The sequence below is a fragment of the Nitrospirales bacterium genome (genome assembly GCA_031315865.1).
Lineage (GTDB): Bacteria > Nitrospirota > Nitrospiria > Nitrospirales > UBA8639 > JAGQKC01.
On the sequence record JALDRJ010000002.1, the window covers coordinates 104626 to 129796 of the forward strand.

General features: G+C 51.9%; 22 protein-coding genes. 3 read left to right on the forward strand and 19 right to left on the reverse strand.

From position 1 onward, the window contains the following. Positions 1-11 precede the first annotated feature (11 nt). The 4 genes from fbp to MRJ96_00505 form a co-directional block, all read right to left on the reverse strand. Positions 12-1010 (reverse strand): class 1 fructose-bisphosphatase, encoded by a 999-nt coding sequence (gene fbp / locus MRJ96_00490; GenBank protein ID MDR4499917.1) that lies wholly within the window; start codon positions 1008-1010, stop codon positions 12-14. Between the two features lie 339 nt (positions 1011-1349). Beyond that, the gene (locus MRJ96_00495) at positions 1350-2777 is read right to left on the reverse strand and encodes a phosphomannomutase/phosphoglucomutase (protein ID MDR4499918.1); all 1428 of its coding nucleotides are present in this window, start codon (positions 2775-2777) and stop codon (positions 1350-1352) included. Then, the gene (locus tag MRJ96_00500; GenBank protein ID MDR4499919.1) at positions 2774-4219 is read right to left on the reverse strand and encodes a mannose-1-phosphate guanylyltransferase/mannose-6-phosphate isomerase; all 1446 of its coding nucleotides are present in this window, start codon (positions 4217-4219) and stop codon (positions 2774-2776) included. The genes MRJ96_00495 and MRJ96_00500 overlap by 4 nt, the downstream gene beginning before the upstream one ends. 106 nt (positions 4220-4325) lie before the next feature. Further along, positions 4326-4874, reverse strand: a complete 549-nt coding sequence (locus MRJ96_00505) for an HAD-IIIA family hydrolase (GenBank protein ID MDR4499920.1) — start codon at positions 4872-4874, stop codon at positions 4326-4328. Between the two features lie 378 nt (positions 4875-5252). On the opposite strand from MRJ96_00505, the gene MRJ96_00510 reads away from it, so the two are divergent. Next, the gene (locus MRJ96_00510; GenBank protein MDR4499921.1) at positions 5253-5759 is read left to right on the forward strand and encodes a hypothetical protein; all 507 of its coding nucleotides are present in this window, start codon (positions 5253-5255) and stop codon (positions 5757-5759) included. 51 nt (positions 5760-5810) lie between these two features. After that, positions 5811-6731, forward strand: coding sequence for a P-loop NTPase (locus MRJ96_00515; GenBank protein ID MDR4499922.1), 921 nt, complete (start codon positions 5811-5813; stop codon positions 6729-6731). A 35-nt stretch (positions 6732-6766) separates the two neighbouring features. Here the strand turns inward: MRJ96_00515 and MRJ96_00520 are convergent, their stop codons facing one another. Together MRJ96_00520 and MRJ96_00525 are read right to left on the reverse strand one after the other, a co-directional pair. Then, entirely contained in the window at positions 6767-7090 is a 324-nt protein-coding gene (locus MRJ96_00520; GenBank protein ID MDR4499923.1) for a hypothetical protein, read from the reverse strand. Positions 7091-7338: 248 nt separating this feature from the next. After that, positions 7339-8115, reverse strand: coding sequence for a YdcF family protein (locus MRJ96_00525; GenBank protein ID MDR4499924.1), 777 nt, complete (start codon positions 8113-8115; stop codon positions 7339-7341). Positions 8116-8489: 374 nt separating this feature from the next. Between MRJ96_00525 and lexA the strand changes: the two genes are divergently transcribed. Beyond that, complete coding sequence (gene lexA, locus MRJ96_00530) at positions 8490-9032, forward strand: transcriptional repressor LexA (GenBank protein ID MDR4499925.1); 543 nt, start codon at positions 8490-8492, stop codon at positions 9030-9032. Between the two features lie 251 nt (positions 9033-9283). Here the strand turns inward: lexA and MRJ96_00535 are convergent, their stop codons facing one another. From MRJ96_00535 to MRJ96_00595, 13 genes are all read right to left on the reverse strand, one after another. After that, on the reverse strand, positions 9284-10141 hold the full coding sequence (locus MRJ96_00535; protein MDR4499926.1) for a transporter: 858 nt from the start codon (positions 10139-10141) through the stop codon (positions 9284-9286). 197 nt (positions 10142-10338) lie between these two features. Next, positions 10339-11757, reverse strand: a complete 1419-nt coding sequence (locus MRJ96_00540) for an efflux transporter outer membrane subunit (protein ID MDR4499927.1) — start codon at positions 11755-11757, stop codon at positions 10339-10341. Between the two features lie 17 nt (positions 11758-11774). Then, on the reverse strand, positions 11775-14933 hold the full coding sequence (locus tag MRJ96_00545) for a multidrug efflux RND transporter permease subunit (protein ID MDR4499928.1): 3159 nt from the start codon (positions 14931-14933) through the stop codon (positions 11775-11777). Next, on the reverse strand, positions 14930-16159 hold the full coding sequence (locus tag MRJ96_00550) for an efflux RND transporter periplasmic adaptor subunit (protein ID MDR4499929.1): 1230 nt from the start codon (positions 16157-16159) through the stop codon (positions 14930-14932). Before MRJ96_00550 ends, MRJ96_00545 begins: the two co-directional genes overlap by 4 nt. Before the next feature lie 60 nt (positions 16160-16219). Then, on the reverse strand, positions 16220-16666 hold the full coding sequence (locus tag MRJ96_00555; protein ID MDR4499930.1) for a VOC family protein: 447 nt from the start codon (positions 16664-16666) through the stop codon (positions 16220-16222). Between the two features lie 69 nt (positions 16667-16735). Continuing rightward, entirely contained in the window at positions 16736-17008 is a 273-nt protein-coding gene (locus tag MRJ96_00560) for a hypothetical protein (protein MDR4499931.1), read from the reverse strand. Positions 17009-17032: 24 nt separating this feature from the next. Next, positions 17033-17533: a DoxX family protein gene (locus MRJ96_00565; GenBank protein ID MDR4499932.1), complete on the reverse strand. Its 501-nt coding sequence runs from the start codon at positions 17531-17533 to the stop codon at positions 17033-17035. A gap of 443 nt (positions 17534-17976) precedes the next feature. Then, positions 17977-18828 (reverse strand): hypothetical protein, encoded by an 852-nt coding sequence (locus MRJ96_00570; GenBank protein MDR4499933.1) that lies wholly within the window; start codon positions 18826-18828, stop codon positions 17977-17979. A 520-nt stretch (positions 18829-19348) separates the two neighbouring features. Next, the gene (locus MRJ96_00575) at positions 19349-19897 is read right to left on the reverse strand and encodes a thioredoxin family protein (protein ID MDR4499934.1); all 549 of its coding nucleotides are present in this window, start codon (positions 19895-19897) and stop codon (positions 19349-19351) included. 9 nt (positions 19898-19906) lie between these two features. Beyond that, entirely contained in the window at positions 19907-20383 is a 477-nt protein-coding gene (locus MRJ96_00580; protein ID MDR4499935.1) for a DsrE family protein, read from the reverse strand. 158 nt (positions 20384-20541) lie between these two features. After that, positions 20542-21201 (reverse strand): response regulator transcription factor, encoded by a 660-nt coding sequence (locus MRJ96_00585; protein MDR4499936.1) that lies wholly within the window; start codon positions 21199-21201, stop codon positions 20542-20544. After that, the gene (locus MRJ96_00590; protein ID MDR4499937.1) at positions 21182-22645 is read right to left on the reverse strand and encodes a histidine kinase; all 1464 of its coding nucleotides are present in this window, start codon (positions 22643-22645) and stop codon (positions 21182-21184) included. The genes MRJ96_00585 and MRJ96_00590 overlap by 20 nt, the downstream gene beginning before the upstream one ends. A gap of 349 nt (positions 22646-22994) precedes the next feature. Continuing rightward, positions 22995-25049 carry a sigma 54-interacting transcriptional regulator gene (locus tag MRJ96_00595; protein ID MDR4499938.1) on the reverse strand — a complete coding sequence of 685 codons (2055 nt, stop codon included), beginning with the start codon at positions 25047-25049 and terminating at the stop codon, positions 22995-22997. Between the last annotated feature and the right edge of the window lie 122 nt (positions 25050-25171).

Genomic DNA, 25171 nt, shown 5'->3' on the forward strand with positions numbered 1-25171 from the left:
GTGGTTCGTATTCAAGCCCGGATAAATCCCTGGACCTGTTCGACGTCTTCTCGACTCCCGATAAACAGCGGCACCCGTTGATGCAGTATCTTGGGTTGAATGGCTCGAATCGGTTCCACACCGGTGCTCCCGAGCCCTCCCGCTTGTTCGACAATGAACGTCAGAGGGGCGGCTTCATAGAGAAGCCTTAACTTTCCTTCAGGTTTTTTGACTTCTCCTGGGTAGAGATAAATCCCACCCTTGAGCAAAATTCGATGCACATCGGCTGCGAGACAACCTGAATAGCGTCCAGTATAGGGACGACCGCTCGCGGAATCCGACTCCTTGATGTGGTCGAGGTACCGCTGCACGCCCTGGGACCACTTTTGACGATTACCTTCATTCACGCAGTAGATTTTTCCTCGTGCCGGCATCCGCACATTCTCCCTTGTGAGAATAAACTCTCCCAATTCCGGGTCAAGGGTAAAAACATGAACGCCATGACCATTGGTCCACACCAAAACCGTACTGCTGCCATACAGAACATACCCGGCACCGACCTGATCTTCACCTGTCTTCAGCAGTTCTTGGTCACGATCCCCCGAGCTATTCTCCTGCAACCGGTGTATGGAAAAAACGGAACCGAGGGAAGCATCGACATCGATGTTCGATGAACCGTCCAGCGGGTCAAAATACAGAACATACCTCCCACTGTGTTCAGCAGATTGTACGACGTATGGGCTTGCCATTTCTTCCGACACCAGCGTCCTGACGACACAACTTTCTCGAAAGACACTGACGAAAATCTCATTCGCTCGCTCATCTAATTTCTGCACTTCCTCGCCTTGAACATTCGTCTTCCCCGTCGAGCCCAACACATCCGACAACCCGCCGTATTTCAGATCACGCGCGATCATTTTTCCCGCTAACGCAACCTGCGTCATAATGTGGAAAAACTCGCCCGTTGTGTCAGTCGTGGAAAGCTGTTCTTGTAGGAGATGAGTCGTTAAAGATCGCGGAGCGTGCATCATCCATGACTCCCAGCGAGAAGAAACGATGTGTGAGATTCCATTATAGACTTTTCTGTAGAGCTGAGCAATGGAAAGAGATTCGAACCAGGTTTCGTCCGATTTAGTGCTGGGCAGCGGGAAGAGAGTCGAATCAGATTTCGTCCGATTTAGTGTTGAGCAAAGGAAAGAGATTCGAACCAGATTCTGACCGACTCGTATAGAGCAAACCTAACAAAACCGGTGTCACACATGCCTATGAATAAGAACCACGATGGTGTTAGTAGAAAGCTGGAGGCGAGTAAAAGAACCGGCGAACTGCCCGTGAAACGAGCAAAGAAAACTCACGCATGACGACAGGTGCTACAAGTCGCATTGCTGTTGACACACCTTGAGCTGATCCTCCAAGAAGGTGCGTATGCGGTGAAGATGCTCCGGTGAAGATGCCTCAAATCGCAAAACCAGAGCCGGCTGCGTGTTAGAAGCACGGATCAAGCCCCAGCCTTGATCGAACGTCACGCGAATCCCATCGATGGTAATGAGATCTCGAATATTCACGGGGGATTCATCTGAACCCCCTTGCCGCGCGAGCGCTTGCAAACGTTCAGTCACGCGATCGACTAACTGAAACTTGGTTTCATCAGGACAATCCACACGAATTTCAGGAGTCACTGACGTTTGAGGAACATCTGCCAAGAGACTCGAAAGAGACTGCTTGGTCTTGGTCAGAATTTCTATCAATCGGCAAGAGGCATAAATCGCATCATCGTACCCAAAATACCGATCGGCGAAAAACATATGCCCCGACATTTCTCCTGCAAGCGCGGCGTTTTCTTCCTTCATTTTCGCCTTGATCACCGAATGGCCGGTTTTCCACATAATCCCTCGACCACCACGCTCTGCAATGTCGTCGTATAAGAGTTGGGAGGCTTTGACTTCAGAGATAAACGTGCTGCCGGGTTTTGACTTGAGAACATCCCGCGCAAAGAGCATGAGCAACCGATCCCCCCAGAGGATGTTTCCCTGTTCGTCAATCGCGCCGATTCGATCGGCGTCTCCGTCATACCCGATCCCCACATCGGCGCCATGATCTTTGACCGCCTTGATTAAATCCTGAAGGTTGTCGACGACAGTGGGGTCAGGATGATGGTTGGGAAATTTTCCGTCCAACTCACAATACAGTCCCGTCACGGTACACCCTAATTGTTCCAACGCGTCCTTGGCCACCAACGAAGCCGCCCCATTGCCGCAATCGATCACGACATGAACGCCACGTCCATCCAATGACGCAAAACTTTTTTGCAGATAGGCTAAGTAATCCGGGATGATCGGCGAATCGAGAACGGTACCACGTCCCTCTGAATAGTTCTCTGTTTCTATGATCTCTCGTAGACGTTGGATATTCGAACCGTAGAGCGCTTCTTTCCCCATGCACATCTTAAAGCCATTGTATTCGGACGCATTATGACTGCCCGTGATCATGATGCCTCCGTCGACTTCTCTGTTGAACAATGAAAAATAGAGAAGAGGGGTCGCACAGATGCCAATGTCGACGACGTTGACTCCCCCATCGGTCAGCCCTTTGACGAGGCGGTCTCGCAATTCAGGCGACGTCAGACGACCATCCCGGCCCACGGCCACGGCGCGAACGCCTTGTTGTCGCCCCAGGCTCGCGTAGGCCCGCCCGACGGACTCGGCTATGTCCACCGTCAGGTCCTCCCCGACCACTCCACGAATGTCGTACTCTCGGAATATTCGCTGATTGACCGTCTTACCGTTCACGACGTTCATTTCATGTCTCCTCTTCCAAAATCATCCTGAAAACGAACGATATCATCCTCTCCCAAATACTGGCCGTTTTGCACCTCGATAATCTCCAGAATGGCTTTCCCGGGGTTTTCTAACCGGTGAGGAGTTTCAACGGGAATTCCCGTACTTTGTCCGGCACGGAGATCATACACGTCCTCTCCCCGAGTCACGCGCGCGCGCCCAGTGATTACGACCCAGTGTTCACTTCTCTTATGATGAAGTTGCAACGAAAGCCGTTTCCCCGGGTTGACGGTAATACGTTTCACTTTATACCCAGGTGCTTCTTCCAGAACCGTATAAGCACCCCATGGCCGCATCACTGTGACATGCTCCAGATGTTCTGGAGCATCACGTTTCTTCAATTCCTCTACGACTTTTTTGACATCTTGGGCCCGGGATTTTGGACAAACCAACGTCGCGTCCGGCGTATCGACCACCACCATATCCGACAATCCGATCGTCGCAACCACACGCCGGTCTGCGAATAACACCGAATTGGTACTACCCATGTCCATGATATTTCCATTCAGCACATTGCCGGATTTTGTGCGTGGCGCGACCTCCTCGAGACTGCCCCAACTTCCGACGTCGGACCACCCAAACTCGACTGGAATGACGGCAGAGCGGGACGAATGCTCCATCACGCCATGATCAATGGAGATGGATTCCAGCCGATGATACTGCCGGGCAATGTCAACTTTGGGCGCGCCTTCATGCATCATGGATTCAACCCGTTTCAACCCCTTCACGAGGGATGGTTTCTGCTGCTGAAGCTCATCAAGCAGGGTGGAAGCCTTCCACATGAACATCCCGCTATTCCAGAAGAAATTTCCAGATCGCACATAGCGTTGCGCGGTGGATAAATGAGGTTTCTCGACGAAACGAGCCACGCGATAGCCGGTTAGTTTTCCCCGGCTTCCCACACGTGAACGTCGTTGAGGCTGGATATACCCATAGCCTGTCTCAGGCCGCGAAGGTTTGATCCCGAAGGTCACCAGGTTCCCTTCCGCAGCCAATTGAGCCCCCAGATTCACAGCTTGTTGAAATTTGGCTGGTTGAGTAATCACATGGTCGGCTGGCAGCACAATCATCACCCCATCGGGATCACGCCGGAGCAGTCGAAGCGCGGCCAGACCGATAGCGGGTGCAGTGTTGCGTCCTTTCGGCTCAGCGATCAGATTCGCTGACAAGGCGTCTTTCCACTCGACTAACTGTAAGAGGATCGACTCGGCTTGTGTCTCATTGGTTACCACCATGATACGATCCGCGGTCATGAAACGGAGCAGCCGTCTCACCGTTTGCTGAATGAGAGTCTCTTCCCCCATAATGCGCAACAGTTGCTTCGGAAAGCGTTCCCGACTCAGCGGCCAAAACCGTGTACCGCTGCCTCCCGCCAAGATGACTCCGTAAACTTTCCTATTCATCGGCTCATACCTTTTATCATGATTCCAAGAGATTGCGAGGTGGTTTCTCTATGGGCTTTCTCGGCGAACCGGGCGAAAGTATTGAGGTTTACTCCGTAGAACACGACTACTGAAAAAGAGGCTGCGCACCCCGAGCCGCTAAGATGAGATCGGAAACTTCCCGAACCGCCCCTTCGCCTCCCTTCTGTCGACAGATATAATGGACCGCCTGACGAACAGGCATCATACAGTCGGCAGGCGCTCCGGCAAATCCCACGGCTCGCAACGCTTGCAGATCATTCACATCGTCGCCCATGTAGGCGATCTCATTCAGAGAAATTTTATACTTGGTAGCCAACGCCTGCAGAACGGATAACTTATCCCGTATCCCCTGATGGACTTCAGGAATGCCAAGTTTTTTGGCCCGCCGTTTAACGATGTTCGTCCGTTCCATCGTCACGATCGCGGTCAGGATCCCTTCAGCCTGCAACATCTTAATTCCCATGCCATCACGTGTCTGAAACTTTTTCAACTCTTCACCCGATTCTCCGTAATACATCCCGCCATCCGTCAAGACACCATCGACGTCGAGAGCGATCAAACGAATGCCACGCAACACTTTTTTTCGTTGTGCAACCGTGAGTTTTTTTTTAGATCGTTGACGAGAAGATGGCATTGGCACGAATCATGTCCAAATTAGGTATGGGTTGAGAGTCGGAGATAGTCGACGCATACATCACGTACACAACACGAACGATGATGCATAGGTCTCGCGTCAGGGCCAACTTTAGCAGCGTGATCGAGTCTTGCCAAGAGGCAAATCCTCACCCTCAAAAGTGATAATGGGAAATAAAAAGAAACGGAAGACGCACTTCAAGGTTTCTCCAATGAGAAATGGATGATATGATGGTCAAAGCTTCAATCAGAATTCGCTGAGGCGATGTCTTGTTACCGAATACGAAATTCTGACTGATTACCGATGTCCGTCCTTAGAAAAACCTTTTCGATCGAGGGCAATCTCCACGCAGAAACACGTTCCAACGATCATTCTTTCATGGCCAAACTCGCCCTTTCCACTCTACTGCTTGGAACGTTGCTCATCTTGACGAGCTGTTCTTCACGAGAGTCACGAGGTGACTTTGACACATTGTTATGCTGGCTCCGTCCTTCTTGCCTGCCCTCTCAACAGTCTTCATCACCCCCCCAGCCCCCTCCACCACCACCGAAGTCTTTGCCTTCCAAGCAGGCGGCACCACCGAAACTCACGCCTCCCTGTCAAACGACATTGACCACGACGGTCACAGCAACAGCCCCCTCCGTCACCATCTCCTACGTCGAACCCACCACGCAGGCCAATGGCAACCCGCTCAAGAATCTGGCAAAAACGACGATCTATCACAATAACGGGGATGGTTATAAAAAAACCAAAGATGTGCCGGCTTCCAGTCCCGAGGGGGGAGGGACAGTCACGGAAACACTCTCCTTCACGATTGCTCCGGGAAAATCGATTGAAACGACCATTTGCGTCACAGCCACCAACAGCTCCGGTCAAGAAGGGTAAGACCGGTTCACAGCCCTGCTTTCTGCTGATCCGTTGAGAAACAGCGAACCCATGACACACAGACCCACGGTTATCTCCATAGCATCAGGAAAAGGCGGAGTTGGCAAGAGCGTGATTTCGAGTAATCTGGCGCTGCAGTTCTCCCGACAGGGAAAGAAAGTGGTCCTGATAGACCTCGATATTGGAGGGGCCAACTTGCACGTCCTGTTCGGCAATCTTTCGCCTACCCGAACCCTTTCCGATTTCCTCGAACGTCGTGTCGAGACGTTAGGCTGCCTCGTTCACCCGATATCTTGGGCGCCGGGTCTCGGGTATATTCCCGGCACGGAGAACACGTTAGTGGCCGGCAATCTCTTGCATTCCAAAAAACTCCGGCTTTTGCGTCATATCAGAAACCTCGACGCCGACCTCGTGATTCTCGACTGCGCTCCCGGCACCAGTTATCACACGCTGGACTTTTTTCTTTCGGCTGATTGGCATGTGGCGATCGCGACGCCCGATCCCACATCGGTCATCGAAGTGTATCGCTTCATTAAATTAGCTGCGATTCGAAAAGTGATTACCGAGTTATCCATACGCATACACGGGGAAGTTCGGCAAGCATTAGTCAATCGGGAATTTTCGAGTATTCAAGACGTGCTCAAGGCATTCGGTCAGACGGAAGGCTTGCAGAAAACCGAGGCCTTCGGCATTCTTCGCACGTTCGCCCCTTCTCTGATCGTGAATCGGATCAGCAAGAAATCGAAGTTTTCGACCGCCTCGCTACAACAAGTTCTTCTCAAATTCTTAGGGACGGATTTAGTCGTGTTGGGAGAAATCCCTCAGGATTCACAAGTCGAAGACTCCGTCCGGGAATTTTTGCCGGTTCTGGACTTTGCGCCACATTCCCATGCTTCACTCGCCTTACGACAGACGTTCTACGCCCTTGAACAACGCCTTCCCAAACCGACGTATCTTGCGGCCTCAGCTTGACTGAAAGCGACCGGCCGTGGAACACCGCACGTCCATCACCTTAACACCAACTCGTAACCGTTCATAACCATGCAATGATTGACTTCCATCCCGAAAGCCACCGTGTTTTTCAACCAGCCATTTTCTCTGCGCATATTCCTTTCCACACACGTGCGGTAGGATTCTGCAGGATCTGGTTCCACCGACGATCTGGCCACCCAGGTTCCCTGAGAACAATGACCGTATGGATGACAAATTTGTTCAGCTCGCTCTCGCCCATAGTGCGGCGTGGCGTAACTGTTCCAGGCCTCCGCCACACATCCTGTTGTATTGATCACGATTCCCAGCAACACGACTGGCCACCAGTTCTCCGTAGACATGGGCACCCTCCTTATGGAATCCGTTCTCTCAGCAATTTGCCCGTCTTCTATCCGTTTCAGTGATACCGAAACGATACAGCGCACCCTTAATACGCCTTTATACGCCTTTGCTGTTCAAGATGTGATAGAAACATCTTGGCCAATAAGAGAAGTGTCGAATACTGTTTCGGCTATTTTGTGAAATCAAACAAGAAGAAAATGTTTTATACCAGCGAGGGACAGGAACAACACGCAATTCGCAGCAACGTTCAGATCTGTCCTTGAAGCCACGCCCAAGCCAATCCAAGGTATTCATGTGTCGCCAGTTCTGCCAGCCGTAATCCCGACGCCCCAGGCAGCCAGTACCATAGAGGAAACCCCTCGGGGACTCTCCAATGTCCGATGGGAGAAGGAATCGGAAAAAGATTATACTTGGCGAACAACTTCATGGCCCTTGGCATATGATAGGCCGATGTTACGAGCAGAAATGGTTGGTCTTTGACGAAGGCTGAAACAAAGCGAGGATGATCCTTCGTGTCTCGAGACTGCACCTCCAAAACCATATCGGATTTCTTGACACCATGAGACTGCGCCACGCGGCTGAGAATCGTGGCTTCAGACACCGACTGCAATCCACTACCTCCCGTCAAAATCAGTTGACTACCTGGCAACAGACGATAGAGACGAATACCTTCCAAGAGTCGTTCCCGGGATGCCTTTGAAATTTGAAGAGGAGGAGGAAGCGTGGGATCTCCAGAAATTCCCCCGGCCAAGACCACGATCTGAGACACCGGAGGTTCTCCTGCAGACTCCAACCGTGTTTGAAGATGTGAAACATCGAGCGGCTTGTATTGAGATTCAAGCGTCTGAATGATCCGCCCGGAAACAGCCTGAATACTCAACAACGTCAACAGCACAAAACCCACGCTCGCCAAGACTTTTCCCAGGAACTTTTTCCTGGTAAACCAGAGCAGCAACAGTCCCGCGCCAATGAGTCCTAGGCAGACCGGCAGAGGGGCCAGCATTTCACCCACGATCTTCTTCATCAAGAACATCTCAACCTCGGTCAGGTAGTCCCTTACCACTCACTGGTTGTACGCGATTCATCGAAGCAAAACCAGAAACCATCCTACCAATCTCTATGAACGAGCCTCTAGGTTCAGCGTCGAACAACCTGTCTTGCCTCGGACGAAATTCCCTTATTCACCGATGGATTGTTTCCCTAAGATAAACAAATTAGGAACTTCTGACCAGGCATGAATCTCGAAGAAAATCTTTACGCAGACGATCGCGATGATACACATGCAGAAAGGAGGAAGAACGATTCCTGTTTTGAGAAAAATCCGGCAGATTGACCTTTGAAACTTTATTCAAACATCGCCCTTGACAGCATGCACCATAAAATGCAACCATTGGTTACATGAAGCCTGACATGCTCAAGAAGATGCGAAAAAGTCTTGGCCTGACGCAACAGGAACTCGCGGACCGGCTTCAGACAACCCGCACGACCATCGCTCGATATGAATGCGGGGACCGTCGCATTCCGGGAATGATCGAAGTGGCAATCGCACAACTGAACAATACCGTCCAGATTCCCATGGCCGGTCTCGTCGCGGCCGGAAACCCGATTGAACCAATCCCACAAACAGAGTTGGTTGAAATCCCGCATGCGATGCTGACGAACGAGAAAACATTCGCGCTTCGCGTCAAGGGCGAATCCATGAAAGATGATGGAATTCTCCCGAACGATCTGGTCATCATCCGCAAGCAAGATATGGCACGAAATGGTCAAACGGTCATTGCGCTTTTAAATAATGAAGCGACCATAAAAAAATACTATCGAAAAGAGAGTCAGATAGAACTGAGGCCTGCCAACGCAACAATGCAATCTATCTTCGTGAAACCCAGTGATGACTTCAAGCTCGAAGGAATCCTGATCGGCGTCATCCGTTATTGCGAATAACCATTTAATAAATATAAATGAAGGTAATATTTATGGTACGCACGTCCTCCTACAAGATGTCCCTCCGAACCTGGCTTAGACGAATGTGGAATCACTTGTTGCCTCGACCTCAGGCACGGGCCTTGCCACGGCCCAACATACGCCTGAAACACGTTCAACTGTCATTACCGTTTCAGTGAAAATGGAAAACCTCTGCATATGTAAGTCCAGGACGGTCCATGATGAACATCTCGATGCATCAACATGAAGAATCACCATAACCGTGGAAGCCGGAACGAAATTCCTGCGGCGATAAACCAATCGGGAGCCGCGCTCGTCAAGGCCGGGCCTCCAGATACATCGAATTGCAGGGTTGGAGACAGAAGATACGTCAAGCCAGCATCAAATCCATGGGTCGCCGGGCCGTTCAGATTCCCAAACACCTCGGCAAACGTTGAGAGGTTTTCAGAAAGAGATAGGCCTAAGGCTGTTGTATAGGCTCCTGTCACGTCCTGGACCCCGTTTTCCCACCCTACACCAAGATTTGCCTCCCAACTCACGAATTCCGAGAAGGCATAATTTGCGGCGACTTTAAAGGAGGGCGTAACATCATCGGGCCGTTGCTCCTTGCTTCCGAACGGAAGGGTGGCATTCATAAAAAACGCCGTCTGAGGAGTGAATCGATCTTCTTGAGTCAGTTGAAGCTTCGTGGCAATAGTCGGCGCGCTCACATCATAGACATGATCATCCCGGTTACCCGAATGTGTTTTTTCATACACGAAGTCTCCACCCAAAAACCGTAGTTCCAAAGCTTTCAGCAGACCGATTCTGATCACCATATTCGGTGCGAAAACGGTCGTCACCCGCTGATCCGGGACATGCGTTCGATCATGCTGCAACGTCACCCCGCTCTCAAATTGCAAATACCCCGGAGGCACAATGTACGCCGAATCCCCAATGCCGGGGCGATCGGTTGAAAAAGAAGGCATCGCCGAGTCTTGAGCCGATGCTGGTGATAGACCATTACCCGTCACGAGGAAAACAGACAGAACAATCACGTAAACAATAGCGCGCGCGACGTGTCTTCGGCCTGCGAACTGTCCGCCATACCCCATCGTTCGTATTCTCATAAACTTACCTCTGAAAGAACATCTGTCGATGTTCGCCCACGACGTCACTCCCGTCAAGAAAATTTCGGTATGCGTTGACAAACTCGACAGACTCAAGACGATTAAGGGATAAGGTATGGAAAACTATACAGAAGGGAGCGAAAAAGCCTGGGATGGGTTTGTCGAAGGATTCACTCGCTTTCAGGTCGATGTGGATGTCAGCCTTTCACCGACAGAGAAGACGGGTCACCAGAATTCGGCGACCAACCTCCTCCAAGAGCCTTGTACAATTGCACAATCGAGACCAATTCAAGGCGATGGGTTTCCACGAGCGCCAATTCAGCGTCGAACAGACTTCGCTTGGCGATCAGAACATCCACATAACTCGTCACTCCACCTTGATAACGAAAATCCGCTAGCCGCAAGGCCGAACGCAACGCCTCAACTTGTTGGACTTGCGCCTGACGTTGTCGACGAGCCGTCTGAACGCTGACCAGCGCATCTTCGACTTCCTGAAACGCGACAAGAATGGTTTGCTCATACCGGGCGATGGCCTGCCGGGCTTGCGCTTCAGCCACGTCTTGTTGAAACCCAAGGGCTTCGGCATTGAAGATGGGACCGGCCAAGTTAAAGCCGGCGGCTCCAAATTTTGAATCAGACTCAAAGAGCTTGGAAAGCTGCGGACTCGCCACTCCAAGAATGCCGGTTAACGTCACTTTCGGAAAACGGTCGGCTTTCGCCATGCCGATTCGGGCCGTGGAGGCCGCGAGTTCTTGTTCGGCTTGCAGGACATCCGGACGCCGTTGGAGCAACTCCGACGGCAAGCCAGCGGGCACCTCCGGGGGAAATACCTGATCCGTCAGGACCGTACCCCTCTCGATGGCGCTTGGATTCCTGCCCAAAAGCACGCTCAGCTCATTTTCTTTTCGCGTCATCAACCGCTCCAACGACTCAACGCGGGCCGCCGCATTCGCTCGCTCAGCTTCGAATTGATCGGCATCGAGCCGGGAGGTCACGCCTCGCTCCAGCCTCGCCTTAGCGATCCTCACGGATTCTTCCCAGGACTCGAGTGTTCTTCTGGCGATACCCAATTGCATGTCGAACTGCAATAAATCGAAATACGCCTGCGCGACGCCACTCACCAGTCCGAGAACCACTGCGCGTCGGTTTTCTTCGCGGGCCAGCAGGTCGGCGAGAGCAGCCTCCGTTGATCGGCGTATCCTCCCCCACACATCCATCTCCCAGGCCAACTCACCAAGTAGTGAATAATTAAACGTGCTGGGATTCCCGGGAAAGCGAAACCCGGCTTTCGTACGGCCAAAAGAGGGAGATCTCCCGCTCCCCGTCACCTGTGGCACAAAATCGGTCCTGGCGACATAAAGCCTGGCCTGGTACTCCTCGATACTCGCGATGGCTTGCTTGAGATTTTTGTTTTCCTCGAGTGCGATACCGACAAGTTTCTGAAGTATCGGATCTTGCAGGAGCTTCCACCAGGAAAGATTCGCCAAAGAGGGAAGAGACGAGTCGGTTTCCGCTAGCCGAAAATCTTTGGGCACAGATAAGTCTGGCCTGGAATAATCAGGCCCGACGGCGCAGGCGCCGAAAAATGTGCAGAGTATGACGATCACCAGTCGCATACGCCAATTCTTCCTGTTCACAACGAAGCGGTTTGTTCAACCGCCGGAGGCTCGGGCTCGTGAACGGTTGGTTGATCTTTTCGGAACTTTGAGATCGCAGCGAAAAAGAGCGGCACGAAAAAAATGGCCAGAAACGTGGCGACCAACATCCCGCCAAGCACTCCAGTACCGATTGAATGCCGGCTGGCCGCGCCGGCTCCTGTGGCGACCGCAAGAGGAATCACCCCAAGAATGAATGCCATGGACGTCATGATGATCGGTCGAAACCGGAGCCGGGCGGCTTCAAGAGCCGCATCCACAGCCGAAAGGCCCTCATGGTACCGTTGATTGGCGAACTCAACGATGAGAATCGCATTCTTCGCCGACAATCCAATCAACGTCAGCAATCCAATCTGAAAATAGACGTCATTTTCCAACCCTCTCATCCATATGGCTGCCACAGCCCCCAATACGCCGAACGGAACGGCAAAGAGCACGGCAAACGGAATCGACCAGCTTTCATATTGTGCCGCCAGAACCAGAAAGACCATCAAGAGTCCTAACAGCATGATGATGACGGTTTTCCCTCCGGCTTTCTTTTCCTGGTAGGAAATCCCGCTCCACTCAATACCGTACCCTTCCGGGACGAGCACTTCTTGAGCAATGCGTTCCAAAGCGTCCATCGCCTGCCCTGAGCTGAATCCGGGCGCCGCCGCTCCCACCACCAATGCCGTGTTGTCCCCATTAAAATGCGTGACCGGATCGGGTCCGCTGGATAATTCCATGTCGACCACGGCGTTCAATGGCACCATCGCTGGCTTTGGGCCGCTTTGGGCACGAACATAAATTTTGGAAATATCCCCGGGAGTCATGCGATATTCGGGTTCGGCTTCGGTTTGCACACGATAGACTCTCCCAAATTTGACGAAATCATTGATGTAGAGATTGCCAAAGTAGGCTTGCATCGTATCGAAGACTTCAGAAATGGGAATCCCTAACGCCTTTGCACGCTCTCGATTGATCTTGGCATACATGCGTGGGGCCGTGACCCGAAAACTCGAATTCGCGCCTGCGATGGCCGGATCTTCTCTGGCCTTGGCGAGAAAACGATGCACGATATCCGCAAATTCAGAAAACTCTCGACTGCTTGGATCCTGGATCTGAAGCGAATACCCTCCCGTCGCCCCAAGCCCTCGAATCGTTGGGGCATTAAAGGCCAGAACCAGACCCTCAGGAATTTCGGCAAACTGTTTATAGGCCCGGCCAATGAGTGCCTGAACATGGGACTCTGGTTGTTGACGTTCTTTCCAGGGTTTCAGAGGAACAAACGTCGTGGCGGTGTTTTGCCCTCGCGTGTTAAAAACGAAGTTTTGCCCAGACAACGATTGAGTCCCATAGACCGCTGGGTCTTTGAGAAAATACGTTGAGACGTCTTTGAGCACGCGATCCACCCGCTGGCTGGAGGCCCCATCTGGCAACGTCGTTGACACAATAAAGTACCCCTGGTCTTCTTCGGGCAAAAAACTGCCTGGAACGATCTTGAGAAGAGTCCACGTCACGAACAACAGCAGGCCAAACGCCACGAACGAGAGAAGCATATGCCGTTCCATGATGCTCACCGCCGTCGCATAGCGGTGTTGGAGCCAATTAAACCCATGATTGAAGAGACGCCAAAACCCTCGAGGCTCGCCATGTTGCGGCCTTAGAAGAATCGCACAGAGCGCGGGACTTAACGTCAACGCCACGACCCCAGAAAGCGCCACGGACAAGGCAATCGTAATCGCGAACTGCCTGTAGAGCTGTCCGGTAATCCCGCCTAAAAACGCCACTGGAACAAAGACCGAACTCAGGACCAAGACAATGGCAATCACCGGCCCTGTCACTTCGGTCATCGCTCGTATCGCCGCTTCTTTGGGCGACACCCCACTCTCCAAGTGACGTTCCACGTTCTCAACCACCACGATGGCGTCATCGACGACGATGCCGATAGCCAAGACCATGCCAAAGAGCGTTAACGTATTGATCGAAAACCCAAGGGCTTGCATCCCGGCAAACGTGCCAATTAAGGAAACCGGCACCGCCAGCGCCGGAACTAATGTCGCACGCCAACTTTGCAAGAACAAGAAGACCACGATTAACACCAGAATCAGGGCTTCACCCAACGTATGAATGACCTCTTCGATCGAGACCTCGATAAACTTCGTCGTATCGTAAGGAATGTCATAAAACATGCCTTGGGGGAATACTTTAGCGAGCCTGTCCAATTCTGCGCGAATACGCTGAACCGTCTCGAGCGCATTGGCGCCAGGGGATAAAAACGTGAGCAATAACGCCGTAGGCTTTCCATTGTAACTTCCCTCAAGATTGTAGGATTGGGCTCCCAGTTCAATGTGCGCCACGTCTTTTAGTCGAACAGTCGAGCCATCCGGCAAGGCCCGGACGATCAATTCTTCAAACTCCCGTACATCCGTCAACCGGCCTTGTGTGATCACCGGAATCGTGAGCTCCGTCCCCGGAGGCGCCGGCTCTCGACCGATGGTTCCGGCAGGAAAGTCTCGATTTTGTTCTTTGACGATCGAGGAAATATCTGAGGGCGTGATGCCGAGTTGCGCCATCCTGACCGTATCGAGAATCAGACGCATACTGTAATCTTGCTGACCGAACAGGGACGCATCACCGACTCCGGGTAGCCGCTTGACGTTGTCCAATACCCTGAGGATCGCATAATTCGAGAGGAAAAAGGCGTCGTGATTAGGATTCGTTGAGTCGAACACGACCACGGCAAGCAAGTTTGGAGAGGTTTTCTTGACGGAAATTCCCTGACGAATGACCTCTGGAGGTAACTGAGGTTCAGCCAGCTTTTCTCGGTTTTGAGTCTGGACTTGCGCAATATCGACGTCAGTGCCGATTTCAAACGTCAGTTGCAGAGTCATATGCCCGTCGTTGGTGCTCGTCGAGTTGTAATACAGCAGGTTATCGATACCGGGAAGCTGGAGTTCAATGGGCCTGGCGACGGCTTCCGCCACGACTTCAGCGCTGGCGCCGGGATAGTCCGCATCGATTTGCACCATCGGGGGGGTAATCTCAGGAAACTGTGCGATGGGAAGAGTCTGAATCGCCACGATGCCGACGACCATGATTATGATCGAGAGCACCGAAGCAAAAATAGGTCGCTCGATAAAAAAATGAGGGCTCATGCATCAGCCTTGTCGGCCGCCTTGCCTGTTGGCTGTTTTCCTTTCGGGAGTGACCCTGGCTCCTGGTATGGAATCGGATTGACCGGTTTTCCTGGACGGACGCGATGAAGCCCTTCCACGATCACACGATCGCCTTTTTTTAAACCTTTTTCGATCACCCACTGACTGCCTTGCCACACACTGGCGTCTATGGGACGAATTTCAGCGACATCGTTCTCTCCCACGACAAAGACGATCGTGCCATTCGGGTTCTGTTGAACAGCTCTTTGGGGGATCAGGATGGCATTCGGTCTGGTATAGCCCATAACCCGTAGTTTAACGAATTGACCGGGAAAGAGCAGATAGTTCGGCCGGTCTCGATCTCCGGGAAACGTTTTCTGCCGCATGTTGGGGAAGATAAAACGGGATTGTAACGAACCGGTCTCGGAACGGAACCCGGTTCCCGCGTAATCCATCCTCCCTTCATGCGGATACGTACTGCCGTCTGACATGATCATCACGCCTTTTAATTGGAAGAGGTCCGGAAGTTTCACCAAATGTTCCGTTAATTCTCGTTGCCGTCGAAGAATGTAGCTTTCCGGCACATTGACATTGACGTACATCGGATCCATCTGAATGACATTGGTCAAGAGATCTGTTTGCGCAGAAACGAGACGTCCCTCGTAGAGCCGGCTTCGTTCCATACGTCCTGAAATGGGCGCGACGATAATCGTATTGGTCAGATCGAATTTCGCCTTCTCCCAGTCGCCTTTCGCCGTCACGAGCGTCGATTCCGACGCTAGGACTTCGGCCGTCGCATCATCTACATCTTTTTGACTTACGGCCTGCTCTTGGAGAAGCGGTTTGACCCTGGCCAGCTCCGCCCTGGCTCGCGCTAATCGAGCAACCGCCTGTCCCACTCGGCCCTTCGCACTGACCATAGCCGCTTTGAATGGTACGGGATCGATGAGGTACAGTTTATCGCCCTTTTTGACGTTTCGCCCTTCCGTGAAAAACACTTTTTCGATGATGCCCGTGACTTGTGAACGGATCTCCACTGGACGGAAGGACTCGGTATGACCGATAAACTCGGTATCGTCAGGGATGGTTTTCGGAACGACCGTAATGATGTGAACGTCTGGTGGTGGGACAGTTGGCGCTGTCCCAGCTTCCGGTTGACAGGCGATTAAACTGGAAAGAGCGAGGAGAAACAAAAGACAAGTCTGAATTGATGGCGTCCGGATCATCGAGGTACAGCGAGCGTTTTTACCACTTCCATGACGTGCAATCGTCGTCTGACTTTCAATTCACAGCGCCAATGGCTTGACCGGTGAAAGTATCAAGCTCGGATTGTTTACCCAATCAACCTCGGGATTATCGACATACAATTCAACTTCATTACCATCCGGATCAGAGAGGTAGAGACTGCGAGTGACTGTGTGATCGCTCATCCCAGAGATCTCTACCCCAGCCTGTTCCAAGTCTTTTTTAGCAGAACACAGCTCATCGAAGCTACTCCCCACCTTGATCCCAATATGGTATAGCCCTCTGCGAACGCCTTTTAAAGGACCAAGAGCATTCCCCACTTCGATCAAGAACAGCTCATGATGCGTCCGTCCAGCCGTTAACGCAGCGGCTTTCCCGTCAAAGATCCGGCCGACTTCCTGGAACCCTAGCAGATCGCGATAAAAATGTAACGACTGTTCCAAATTTTTCACGTAAAACACGACATGCCCGAGATACTCTGCTTTCATGCTGGCCTCCGTTCTTTCTGTAAAATCTGCTCACGCGTCTCTCCTCGAATATTCATATTCATGAATTCGTCAGCCATTCGTCATGCCTTCGACGATGGCCCTCATTAAGCAACCAGAGACGCTGAACCGTCCACCTTGTTGATAGATTCGTTTCAATAAATCTTGCCCACATTGATCGACATACGTCACAGCCTGAAGATTCACCCACACCCGAGTTCCCCGATGAAGGACGTGGATGGATTTCCACTGCTTCTCAAGTTCGTGAACCCAGGGACCGGCCAATCTTCCCTCAACCTTGAGGCCAATCCCTGATTCATTTACGCTTTGCGTAATTTTGAGCATGACCGTCGCGTCCTCAGAAACATCTTAGATCGCGGAATGTGAAACATGGGAAGGCACATGGTGCCTCTCGGACGTCTCGCTCGTAATGAATCCAGCTATGGCCCGATCCACCGACCACTTCCCGCCGCCCTCAGCCACCAACGCCAAAGCCATGCCGATCACCAGAAGATGAAACTCGAAGCCCTCTCCTGCTTGTTGACCGAACCAATTCATGAAAAACCCATGTGGCCAATGAACGATCGTGATAGCCCCGAGCATGATGACACCAAGACTGGCTGCCGAAAAGCGTGTGAACAGACCTAAAGCCAGCGCCAACGCTCCGACTGATTCGCCGATGATGACCAGAAACGCCACAATCCACGGCATACCCATTTGTTGAGTGAAGAATCCCATCGTCCCTTCAAACCCATTCCCTCCAAACCATCCCAAGAGCTTTTGTGCACCATGCGGGAAAATGACAAGAGCCAACATGACTCGAACAATCAACCCAGTCCATCGATCATCTGTTTGGAAAAATGCTTTCATGATTCGGCCTCCTCTTCTGTTATGAAATTGTGATGGTGTCATTGACCCAGATAACTCTCATTTACCTATCTGCCGTTAAGATAGAGCATAAGCCGTACCAAAAAGACATCCAAAAAAATGTCATCACAACACTATGAATTTTCATGACTTTTAATATTTCAAAAATATAGACTCTTAAAAGTGACGAATTGCTAATGACTATATTTCGTCATGTGATGAAATGACGAACATCTTCAGGCTTGAAAAAGCTGACTGATGAAATTTCGCGCTTGAAAAAGATTCGCTCCCCCTCACACTCGATGGCGTTCGAAGGGGAGCATGAGGGACAGGAGGGAATAGACGGGCTATTTGCTGGCTCGACCCTTCACAAAGATGATGCCAGCACGATAGTACAAACTCGCATTATCAGATGCGAGCCATAGCTCGTGAAGTTTCAGGTATCACTAAAGAGACAAGACAAAATCATAATGCCCCACGAGACCGTCCGTGATCAGACCGGCCGGATCGTTCGCATACTCGATAATGACGCTTTCCCGCTCCTCTTCAGTCATTCGGTCGCTTTGCAGGATGCCGTCTTTGGCGTTCAACCCCTGTATAAAGTCATTTCCCTGAATGTGCTCTCCCCTGAAGTAGAGTTGTGTGACCAATTGAGGAACACCGGGGGCCGTGATCATGAAATGTAAATGAGGGGGACGATACCATTGCGCTTCGACATCCACAGGATAGAAACCTGGCACGATGGTCTTAAACCAGTAATGGCCTTCGGCATCTGTGATACAACGCCCCCAATACTGAAAATGATCATCGTGAGACCGCTCAATCCATTCGCCAGATAGCGGATGCTGAAACTGGACATTGCCTTGGTCTCCCCGATGATTGTACCGCCCGGACGCCGAGGCGTTCCATTCGATAAGCACGGCCCCCGGGACTGGCTCAAGAGCACCCCTCACGTCTTTCAACACGTTGCCCCTGATATAGACCACTTGACCTTTCGCCTTCCCATCCTTTCCTCGAATGCTCGTGAGATCATTGTCATTGGCCTCACTGATCGGCAGCCGGAAATCCAAGTTTTCACGAATGTCCGTCACTGGATCGCCATCATCGGGGAAAAACGGTCCCAGCGTTTGCCGGGGAGTCCTTCCGTTCGATGGCAGTCCTTCGCGCATGCGAGTTTCTTGTTGAAGTGATCGGGCAAGTGCCGGAGCCCCCATCAATGTTCCTGCGACCGCTCCGACCATTCCCAGGCTATTCTGCAGGAATGCTCGGCGAGAATGCTTGTTGGCCGTGTGCTTCATGACCCTACCCTCCTTCATAGAAATGAATGTGACTCGCCCCATTGTCTTTGCCCTGCGGATCGAGCCGCACCAGCATTGACGTTCCAATATACTGCCCCTCACTCAACATATCCGCCGACTCTACACCAAACGGAATAAAAACAGAGCAGCTAGGATTATGACGATAATGACGCGTCAGAATACAAACAGTATCATTAGGAACCGCAAGAGCTATTCCACCAACGACCAGTAATCTCGATACTCACAAACAACTGTTTTTATTTGACTTTCAAGCCGTCAAGATCATGAACCTTGAATTGTGACGAACGTCATATGAGATGATATTTCGTCAAGTGACGATCATGCGACGCGAAAGTTATGCAAATGGGTGCCGAATGGACCCACAGGCCATGCTGCAATTTTGCGCATACGTTCCTAAGGAAGAAACATTCCGAATCCAGGGAAATGGACGGTGTGTAAGGAATAAGCGGGATTAGAAACGGTTGGAGACCGGCTGCAAACACGTTCGATGCTGAAGATTCTAATCGAGCCGCGCTCCAAAATTCACGAAGATAGGGACACCCTCATCGATCACGACGAAGATTTGGTCTGTGGACACACCACACGGTTGCACATCTCGGCCTTTAACATCGCAGGCAGTCGGGAAGACGACGACCTTTGGACTGGCTTCAACAGGCTCTTCGACATTGGCAGGTGTTTCCGTAAATGCAATGTTTAGGATAGGACGCTGTTTGGGTCTGCTTTTTTGAGATAATTCAAACAAATTAGGCCATTCCCATCGACAGACATGACACCAAGGAGCCAAAAATGCCAGAAATGTGGAATGTCCAAGCTGTAACGCCTTGCTGCTACGTTCTCCCTCTAACGTCATCAGCTCAAATTCCTGGACCTCCACAGGAGAAACAGCATCGGCAGTAGAGGCCCAGAGAGTCATCCAGAGAGCCAGGCTAATAAGGAAAATCATGAGACACGCGACCATGTTATAGACCCCTTGAACTCTCGTCGTCTGATAGGTGCCGGGCTGGCGCCCACGCACTGAGACGGCTTCCATTCTCTGATCACACAGCATCAGGGGTCCTCACGGTTTGATGTACACATATCCGTCTCGCTGAAGATCAGCGATGCGTTTGACGGCAACAGGATGCTCAGTCGGGATAAACCCGGCCACTAACTTCTCTAATGGCGTTCCAAACAATTTCATCGAGACCTGACACATTTCCGCCGTGGCGCCCTTGTCCAGCACGATCTTGATTTTGTCCTTTAATTCTTGATCAGCGTTGGCGTTTTCAAAGAGTTTCAAGGCTGGCCCATGTACGACCAGCACGACATCAATATGATCAGGGCCACCTTCGGCTTCGATATGTTTATTGATGAGAGCGAGAGCGTACTTCGCAACGGCGGGATCTGGACCATCCACATGATAGACCACTTTCACCTTGTCCGTATCGTGGGATTCGCTCGCCTGCGTCAGATTCGCTCCGATCATCAGCAAACAGACCATCGCGAAAATCAACGCGGAGGAATAACAATAAGAGTGCTGATATTTGGTCAACATGACAACCTCCCTTGGTAAAACTTAATAGTGAATGATGATGCCGGCGTTTCACGGATCATGATGTTAAGACTATAGCCCCCCGGCAAGACAGACTGGTAGGTGAGAACGCCTGGCGAATGGAAACTTTAATGCCCGTAGTCCGTTAGGGGTAAATGCCCCTATTGAGGAAATCGGCGAACGAACAAGGCAGCGGCTTGTGAACGGCGAGTGACATTGAGCTTGGTGAAAATATTCTCGAGATAGTGACCGACCGTCTTGTCGCTTAAGGACATCTTGATCGCGATTTCTTTATTCGTCTTGCCCTCTGCCACCAAAGCCAACACTTTTTTTTCCTGGGGTGATAAATCTTCATTGCCGCCCTCTTGCGTCACTCCGGAAATCGTTTTCATTTTCTCGAGCACGCGTTGGGTCGTGGCGGGGTCGAGGATCGAGTGCCCTTCCGCGACGGTTTTCACCGCTCGGATCAATTCATTGCCCCCGACCTCTTTCAGCAAAAACCCGTCCGCTCCCGCCATAATGGTCGCCATCATCGCATCATCATCCGCGAAGGAAGTGAGGAACAAGATCCGGCTCTGTGGGCATGCACTCCGAATTTCACGACAGGCCTCGATACCACTGCCATCAGGTAAGCGCACGTCCATGAGCACAACATCAGGCTCAAGACGGATGGCTTCGGAAATGGCTGCGGCTTGAGTCCCGGCCTCGCCGATCACCTGAATGCCTTCCGCCTCCCCAAACAGCGTTCGCAATCCAAGACGCAACACCTGATGATCGTCGACGAGAAGGAGCCTGACTGGCTTAGGTTGACGCCGCGACACCTCTCTCCTGTTTGTGAAGATCAAAAATGATGTGTGTGCCTTTCTTCCGTTCAGACACCAGCTCAAACCGAGCCCCGAGTTGCCGTGCCCGTGCCGCCATATTCTTCAACCCGTAGCCTTGCTTCTGACCCTGCCCGATATCAAAGCCGCATCCGTCATCTTCGATCTCCAACCGCACCACTGACTCTTTCATAGAAAGCGACACGGTTCCGGACTGAGCCTGGGCATGTCTGAGGCTGTTGCTCATCGCTTCTTTCAGGATGTACAGGACATGGGTGGATTCCTCTCGAGTCAATTGCCTGGCCGCCTCGGGATCCACGTGCATGCGAACGTTGAATGGACCAGAATCATTCATCGTTCCGACTAGCGACGCGATCGCCTCATCCAATGGGAGTTCATGCTGGGGATCTGGCTCTTTCCCGCTCAGATAACTTCGCAGATCCCGAATCACGACCTTGAGTTCCGCGATCAAATTGTCGATTTGATTGACCGCTTCCCGGGGTCTTGTGAGAATAAGCCGCTGACACCGCTCAAGACTGAGTCCGACGGTAAAGATCGATTGAATCGCACCATCGTGCAGGTCTTGCACCAACCGTTTGCGCTCCTCCAACAGGGCACGTAGTTGTAATTCACTTCGACGTACAGATTCTTCAGCTTGCCTGGTCTGAGCCAGCGATACTTGCAATTCGGTCAGGGCCCCGAGATAGTCACGAACCACGTACCCCAAGACAAGCAGGTAGGCCGCGAGACGAATCCAATGCCAGAACCACCATTGCCAATCCCATACCGATGAGTAGGTGAACATGAATTCGGAAAGGCCGAACAGCAGCGCGAGACAGGCGAACATGCCATCTTCAAACTTATGCGTCCTGCGGTAATCAGACAAAAAATACATGGCTCCCGCGAAGAAGAGTATGCCTGCTATGGTTTTAATTACGATGGCCGTCTGGGTAAATTCGCCTTGGTGAATCATGACCGGGAGCTGTTCCGGAAATCCGAGCGTCCACAAACCGAACGCAATCATGCCCACAGCGAGCCACCACAAACTTGAGACTCTCGGCCGCCTTCCTTGACTTTCCGAGGGGCTGAGCCACACCAGGGCAAATCCAAGTCCTCCGACGAGACCGGCGAGACTACGCAGTAAAACGAACCCGCTCCCTGGCGTCGAAAGCGCATGAAAGACTTCCAAAAGGCCCATCGCCAGGAAGCCACCCGCCACCGGATAAAATTTCTTGCGAGTCTGTTGTTGAGTGCTCTGGAGCAACACGATCGCCATAGCGATCGCCGTTAGCCCACCGAGCGCCACGATCGTGGAGTGAAGAGGCTCATGGTGCCATCGCCAACCGGGAAAGAGCATGGATAACCCCAGGCTGGCCAGCAGGGCCACCACACTACTCCCAATGACAAGATAGACCGAAGACGGAAACATCGCCTTCCGCTTCATGAAACACCCTCCCCAGGCATGCAGATTTTCTCCGTGCTCGGGAACCATTCCAGAGTGGCCAGTGTGGAGCGACAACGGAACAGGAAGAGTTGTCTCATATGCCTGGTCCTTTCGATTCTGCGATTGAACTGACCCAAGCGGGACTCGCCATATTCCAGTCACCGCAGTCTAGCATACATCCTCACCTCCATGCTCGCCACCAGGGCAGGTTGACTGGCCAAAATGTGATGACTGTATCATTATCGAATCACTTGGATTTTTTAAGAAACACCCCAACGTAAAAAGGAAATTCGTGAGGCGTGCGTAACCTGCGCACTGCGAGGCGTGATTCAATGACGAAGGCAAGGTATTACACGGGACGGGAGACGCCCAACTTTTTCATCTTAGAAGTCAAAGTCGTTCGTTTCATCCCCAAGCGCGCAGCCGCGCCACGTGGGCCTCCAATGACCCATTTGGATTCGCGAAGAGCCTTGACGATGTGGTCCCGTTCAGCAACCTTCAACGACGTAATCGGCGGAGACGTCTTCTGACGTGTTGGCTTCAATCCGCCAACCGAAACAACAAGCTCTGGTCCTTGCGAGAGTATCACTGCCCGCTCAATGAGATTTTCCAGCTCTCTGACGTTCCCCGGCCAATGATAGTGAACGAGCCGGTCCATGGTATGTTGGGCAATCGATTCAATGGACTTCTTCATTCGCGTCGCGTAACGCTGCGTAAAATAGCGAACGAGCACTGGGATGTCTTCGGGCCGGTCCCGAAGCGAGGGAACGGTAACCGGAAAGACATTGAGCCGGTAATACAAATCGTTCCGGAATTGATTGGCTTCCACCATTTCCTCCAAATCACGGTTGGTAGCCGCCACCAATCGAACATCGACCCGAATCGTCCTGGTACTGCCTAAGCGTTCAAATTCCTTTTCCTGGAGCACCCGCAATAATTTGCTCTGAAGCTCGAGAGAAATCTCCCCGACCTCATCCAAAAAGATCGTGCCGCCATGAGCGAGTTCGAAACGTCCGACTTTTTGTGTAATGGCACCGGTAAACGCGCCTTTCTCATGTCCAAACAGTTCACTTTCGAGCAGACCTGTGGGAATAGCCGCGCAGTTGAGTTTGACAAAAGGCCGTGCAGCTCTTGAACTCAACTCATGAAGGGCCCGTGCGACGAGTTCCTTGCCCGTACCCGTCTCCCCCTGAATCAATACCGTCGAATCGGTAGGAGCGACGATTTCGACCTGTTGCAGAACACGCTTCAAGGCATGACTATCTCCGATGATTTCTTCAAAATGATGTTCCGTCCTGATCTCATCCTTCAGGTACACATTCTCTTGCTCCAGACGTTCCTTGAGTTCAGTGATTTTTTGGTAGGCCATGGCATTATCCAATCCAATCGCCACTTGTGTTGCCACTTGACCGAGGAGTTCAAGTTCTTCTCGTCCAAACGCGTGATCCTCTGAACTTGCCACATTCAACGTCCCGAGCACCTGCCCTCGGACAACGAGGGGAGCGCTGGCCCCAGACTTCATACCTTCATCCAATAACTGCCGTACTGCCTCCGATGAGTAGGTTCTCATTTCCTCTTCATCCCAGGCATAAGGCTGTCGGCTCCGGAAGGCTCTTCCAGGAAGGGCTTCATCTATGCCAATCGTGGCGCCAGACCGAATGTGTCCTCGACTGTCCGGAAAATCCAGGACCGGCCGCAGAAACGTCTCGGTTTTTGGATCATACAAATACAGGCTCGCGACCACGTGAGGAATGACCTTTCTCAGTGAGGCGCTCATAGCGGCAAACAGCTCTTCCAAGTTGCGTGCAGAGACCACGGCATTATTGACTTCCAGTAGAAGTCTGGAATGATCCCGTTCACGTGAGAGCGCCTGTACGTGAAGAACGTTATCGACGGCCACGGCAATCGGCTTCGCCATGTGTTCGAGGAACTGAACATCCGATGCCTGGTATGTGGCCGGCGCACAGCTGGCAAAAACCATGGCCCCGAGGGTCCTGACGGCGGTCGTCAACGGAATCGCGCACAGAGACCTGACGCCGTCTTCGCGCATGCAAGAAAAGGCGGCCTCGTACCGGTGATCGCTCATCAGGTCTTCCACGAGAAGGGGCCGTTGAGTCTGGACGGCGGTTCCCGACGGGTGATCATCCACCCCCCATTCTTTTCCCCCTTCGATATCAGCCGGAACATTGGCCTGAATCAGATAATCGCAAACAATTTGCCGGTCAGGGTCATAGAGGGCCAGGGCAAGGAAATCAACAGGCAGCAATCGTGGAAGCAATCCCCCAAAGTCTCGAAGCAGCGCGGAAAGATCCCGATTCTTGGAGATAGCCTCGGTGATCTCCAAGAGTACTTGAGAGACAAGATCTGATCGGACATTCGATGAGAGGGAATTCTTGTTCATCATGGCTCGCATGACACCTATATCGCAGGCGTGAAATCTCTATCCGGACATACTTTACATGCCCAACACGCTCGAATGATCAGCCGCCACCAACCTCTTCCTCTTCTTGCATGCCTTTCTTGGAA

Coding starts and splice junctions, on each gene's coding strand:
- MRJ96_00550 (MDR4499929.1), bottom strand. CDS start 16,159: ATGATCCGGACGCCATCAATTCAGACTTGTCTTTTGTTTCTCCTCGCT.
- MRJ96_00555 (MDR4499930.1), bottom strand. CDS start 16,666: ATGAAAGCAGAGTATCTCGGGCATGTCGTGTTTTACGTGAAAAATTTG.
- MRJ96_00520 (MDR4499923.1), bottom strand. CDS start 7,090: ATGTCTACGGAGAACTGGTGGCCAGTCGTGTTGCTGGGAATCGTGATC.
- lexA (MDR4499925.1), top strand. CDS start 8,490: ATGAAGCCTGACATGCTCAAGAAGATGCGAAAAAGTCTTGGCCTGACG.
- MRJ96_00570 (MDR4499933.1), bottom strand. CDS start 18,828: ATGAAGCACACGGCCAACAAGCATTCTCGCCGAGCATTCCTGCAGAAT.
- MRJ96_00580 (MDR4499935.1), bottom strand. CDS start 20,383: ATGTTGACCAAATATCAGCACTCTTATTGTTATTCCTCCGCGTTGATT.
- MRJ96_00500 (MDR4499919.1), bottom strand. CDS start 4,219: ATGAATAGGAAAGTTTACGGAGTCATCTTGGCGGGAGGCAGCGGTACA.
- MRJ96_00515 (MDR4499922.1), top strand. CDS start 5,811: ATGACACACAGACCCACGGTTATCTCCATAGCATCAGGAAAAGGCGGA.
- MRJ96_00595 (MDR4499938.1), bottom strand. CDS start 25,049: ATGATGAACAAGAATTCCCTCTCATCGAATGTCCGATCAGATCTTGTC.
- MRJ96_00505 (MDR4499920.1), bottom strand. CDS start 4,874: ATGCCATCTTCTCGTCAACGATCTAAAAAAAAACTCACGGTTGCACAA.
- MRJ96_00495 (MDR4499918.1), bottom strand. CDS start 2,777: ATGAACGTCGTGAACGGTAAGACGGTCAATCAGCGAATATTCCGAGAG.
- MRJ96_00545 (MDR4499928.1), bottom strand. CDS start 14,933: ATGAGCCCTCATTTTTTTATCGAGCGACCTATTTTTGCTTCGGTGCTC.
- MRJ96_00590 (MDR4499937.1), bottom strand. CDS start 22,645: ATGAAGCGGAAGGCGATGTTTCCGTCTTCGGTCTATCTTGTCATTGGG.
- MRJ96_00535 (MDR4499926.1), bottom strand. CDS start 10,141: ATGAGAATACGAACGATGGGGTATGGCGGACAGTTCGCAGGCCGAAGA.
- fbp (MDR4499917.1), bottom strand. CDS start 1,010: ATGATGCACGCTCCGCGATCTTTAACGACTCATCTCCTACAAGAACAG.
- MRJ96_00560 (MDR4499931.1), bottom strand. CDS start 17,008: ATGCTCAAAATTACGCAAAGCGTAAATGAATCAGGGATTGGCCTCAAG.
- MRJ96_00575 (MDR4499934.1), bottom strand. CDS start 19,897: ATGCTGTGTGATCAGAGAATGGAAGCCGTCTCAGTGCGTGGGCGCCAG.
- MRJ96_00510 (MDR4499921.1), top strand. CDS start 5,253: ATGGCCAAACTCGCCCTTTCCACTCTACTGCTTGGAACGTTGCTCATC.
- MRJ96_00565 (MDR4499932.1), bottom strand. CDS start 17,533: ATGAAAGCATTTTTCCAAACAGATGATCGATGGACTGGGTTGATTGTT.
- MRJ96_00525 (MDR4499924.1), bottom strand. CDS start 8,115: ATGAAGAAGATCGTGGGTGAAATGCTGGCCCCTCTGCCGGTCTGCCTA.
- MRJ96_00540 (MDR4499927.1), bottom strand. CDS start 11,757: ATGCGACTGGTGATCGTCATACTCTGCACATTTTTCGGCGCCTGCGCC.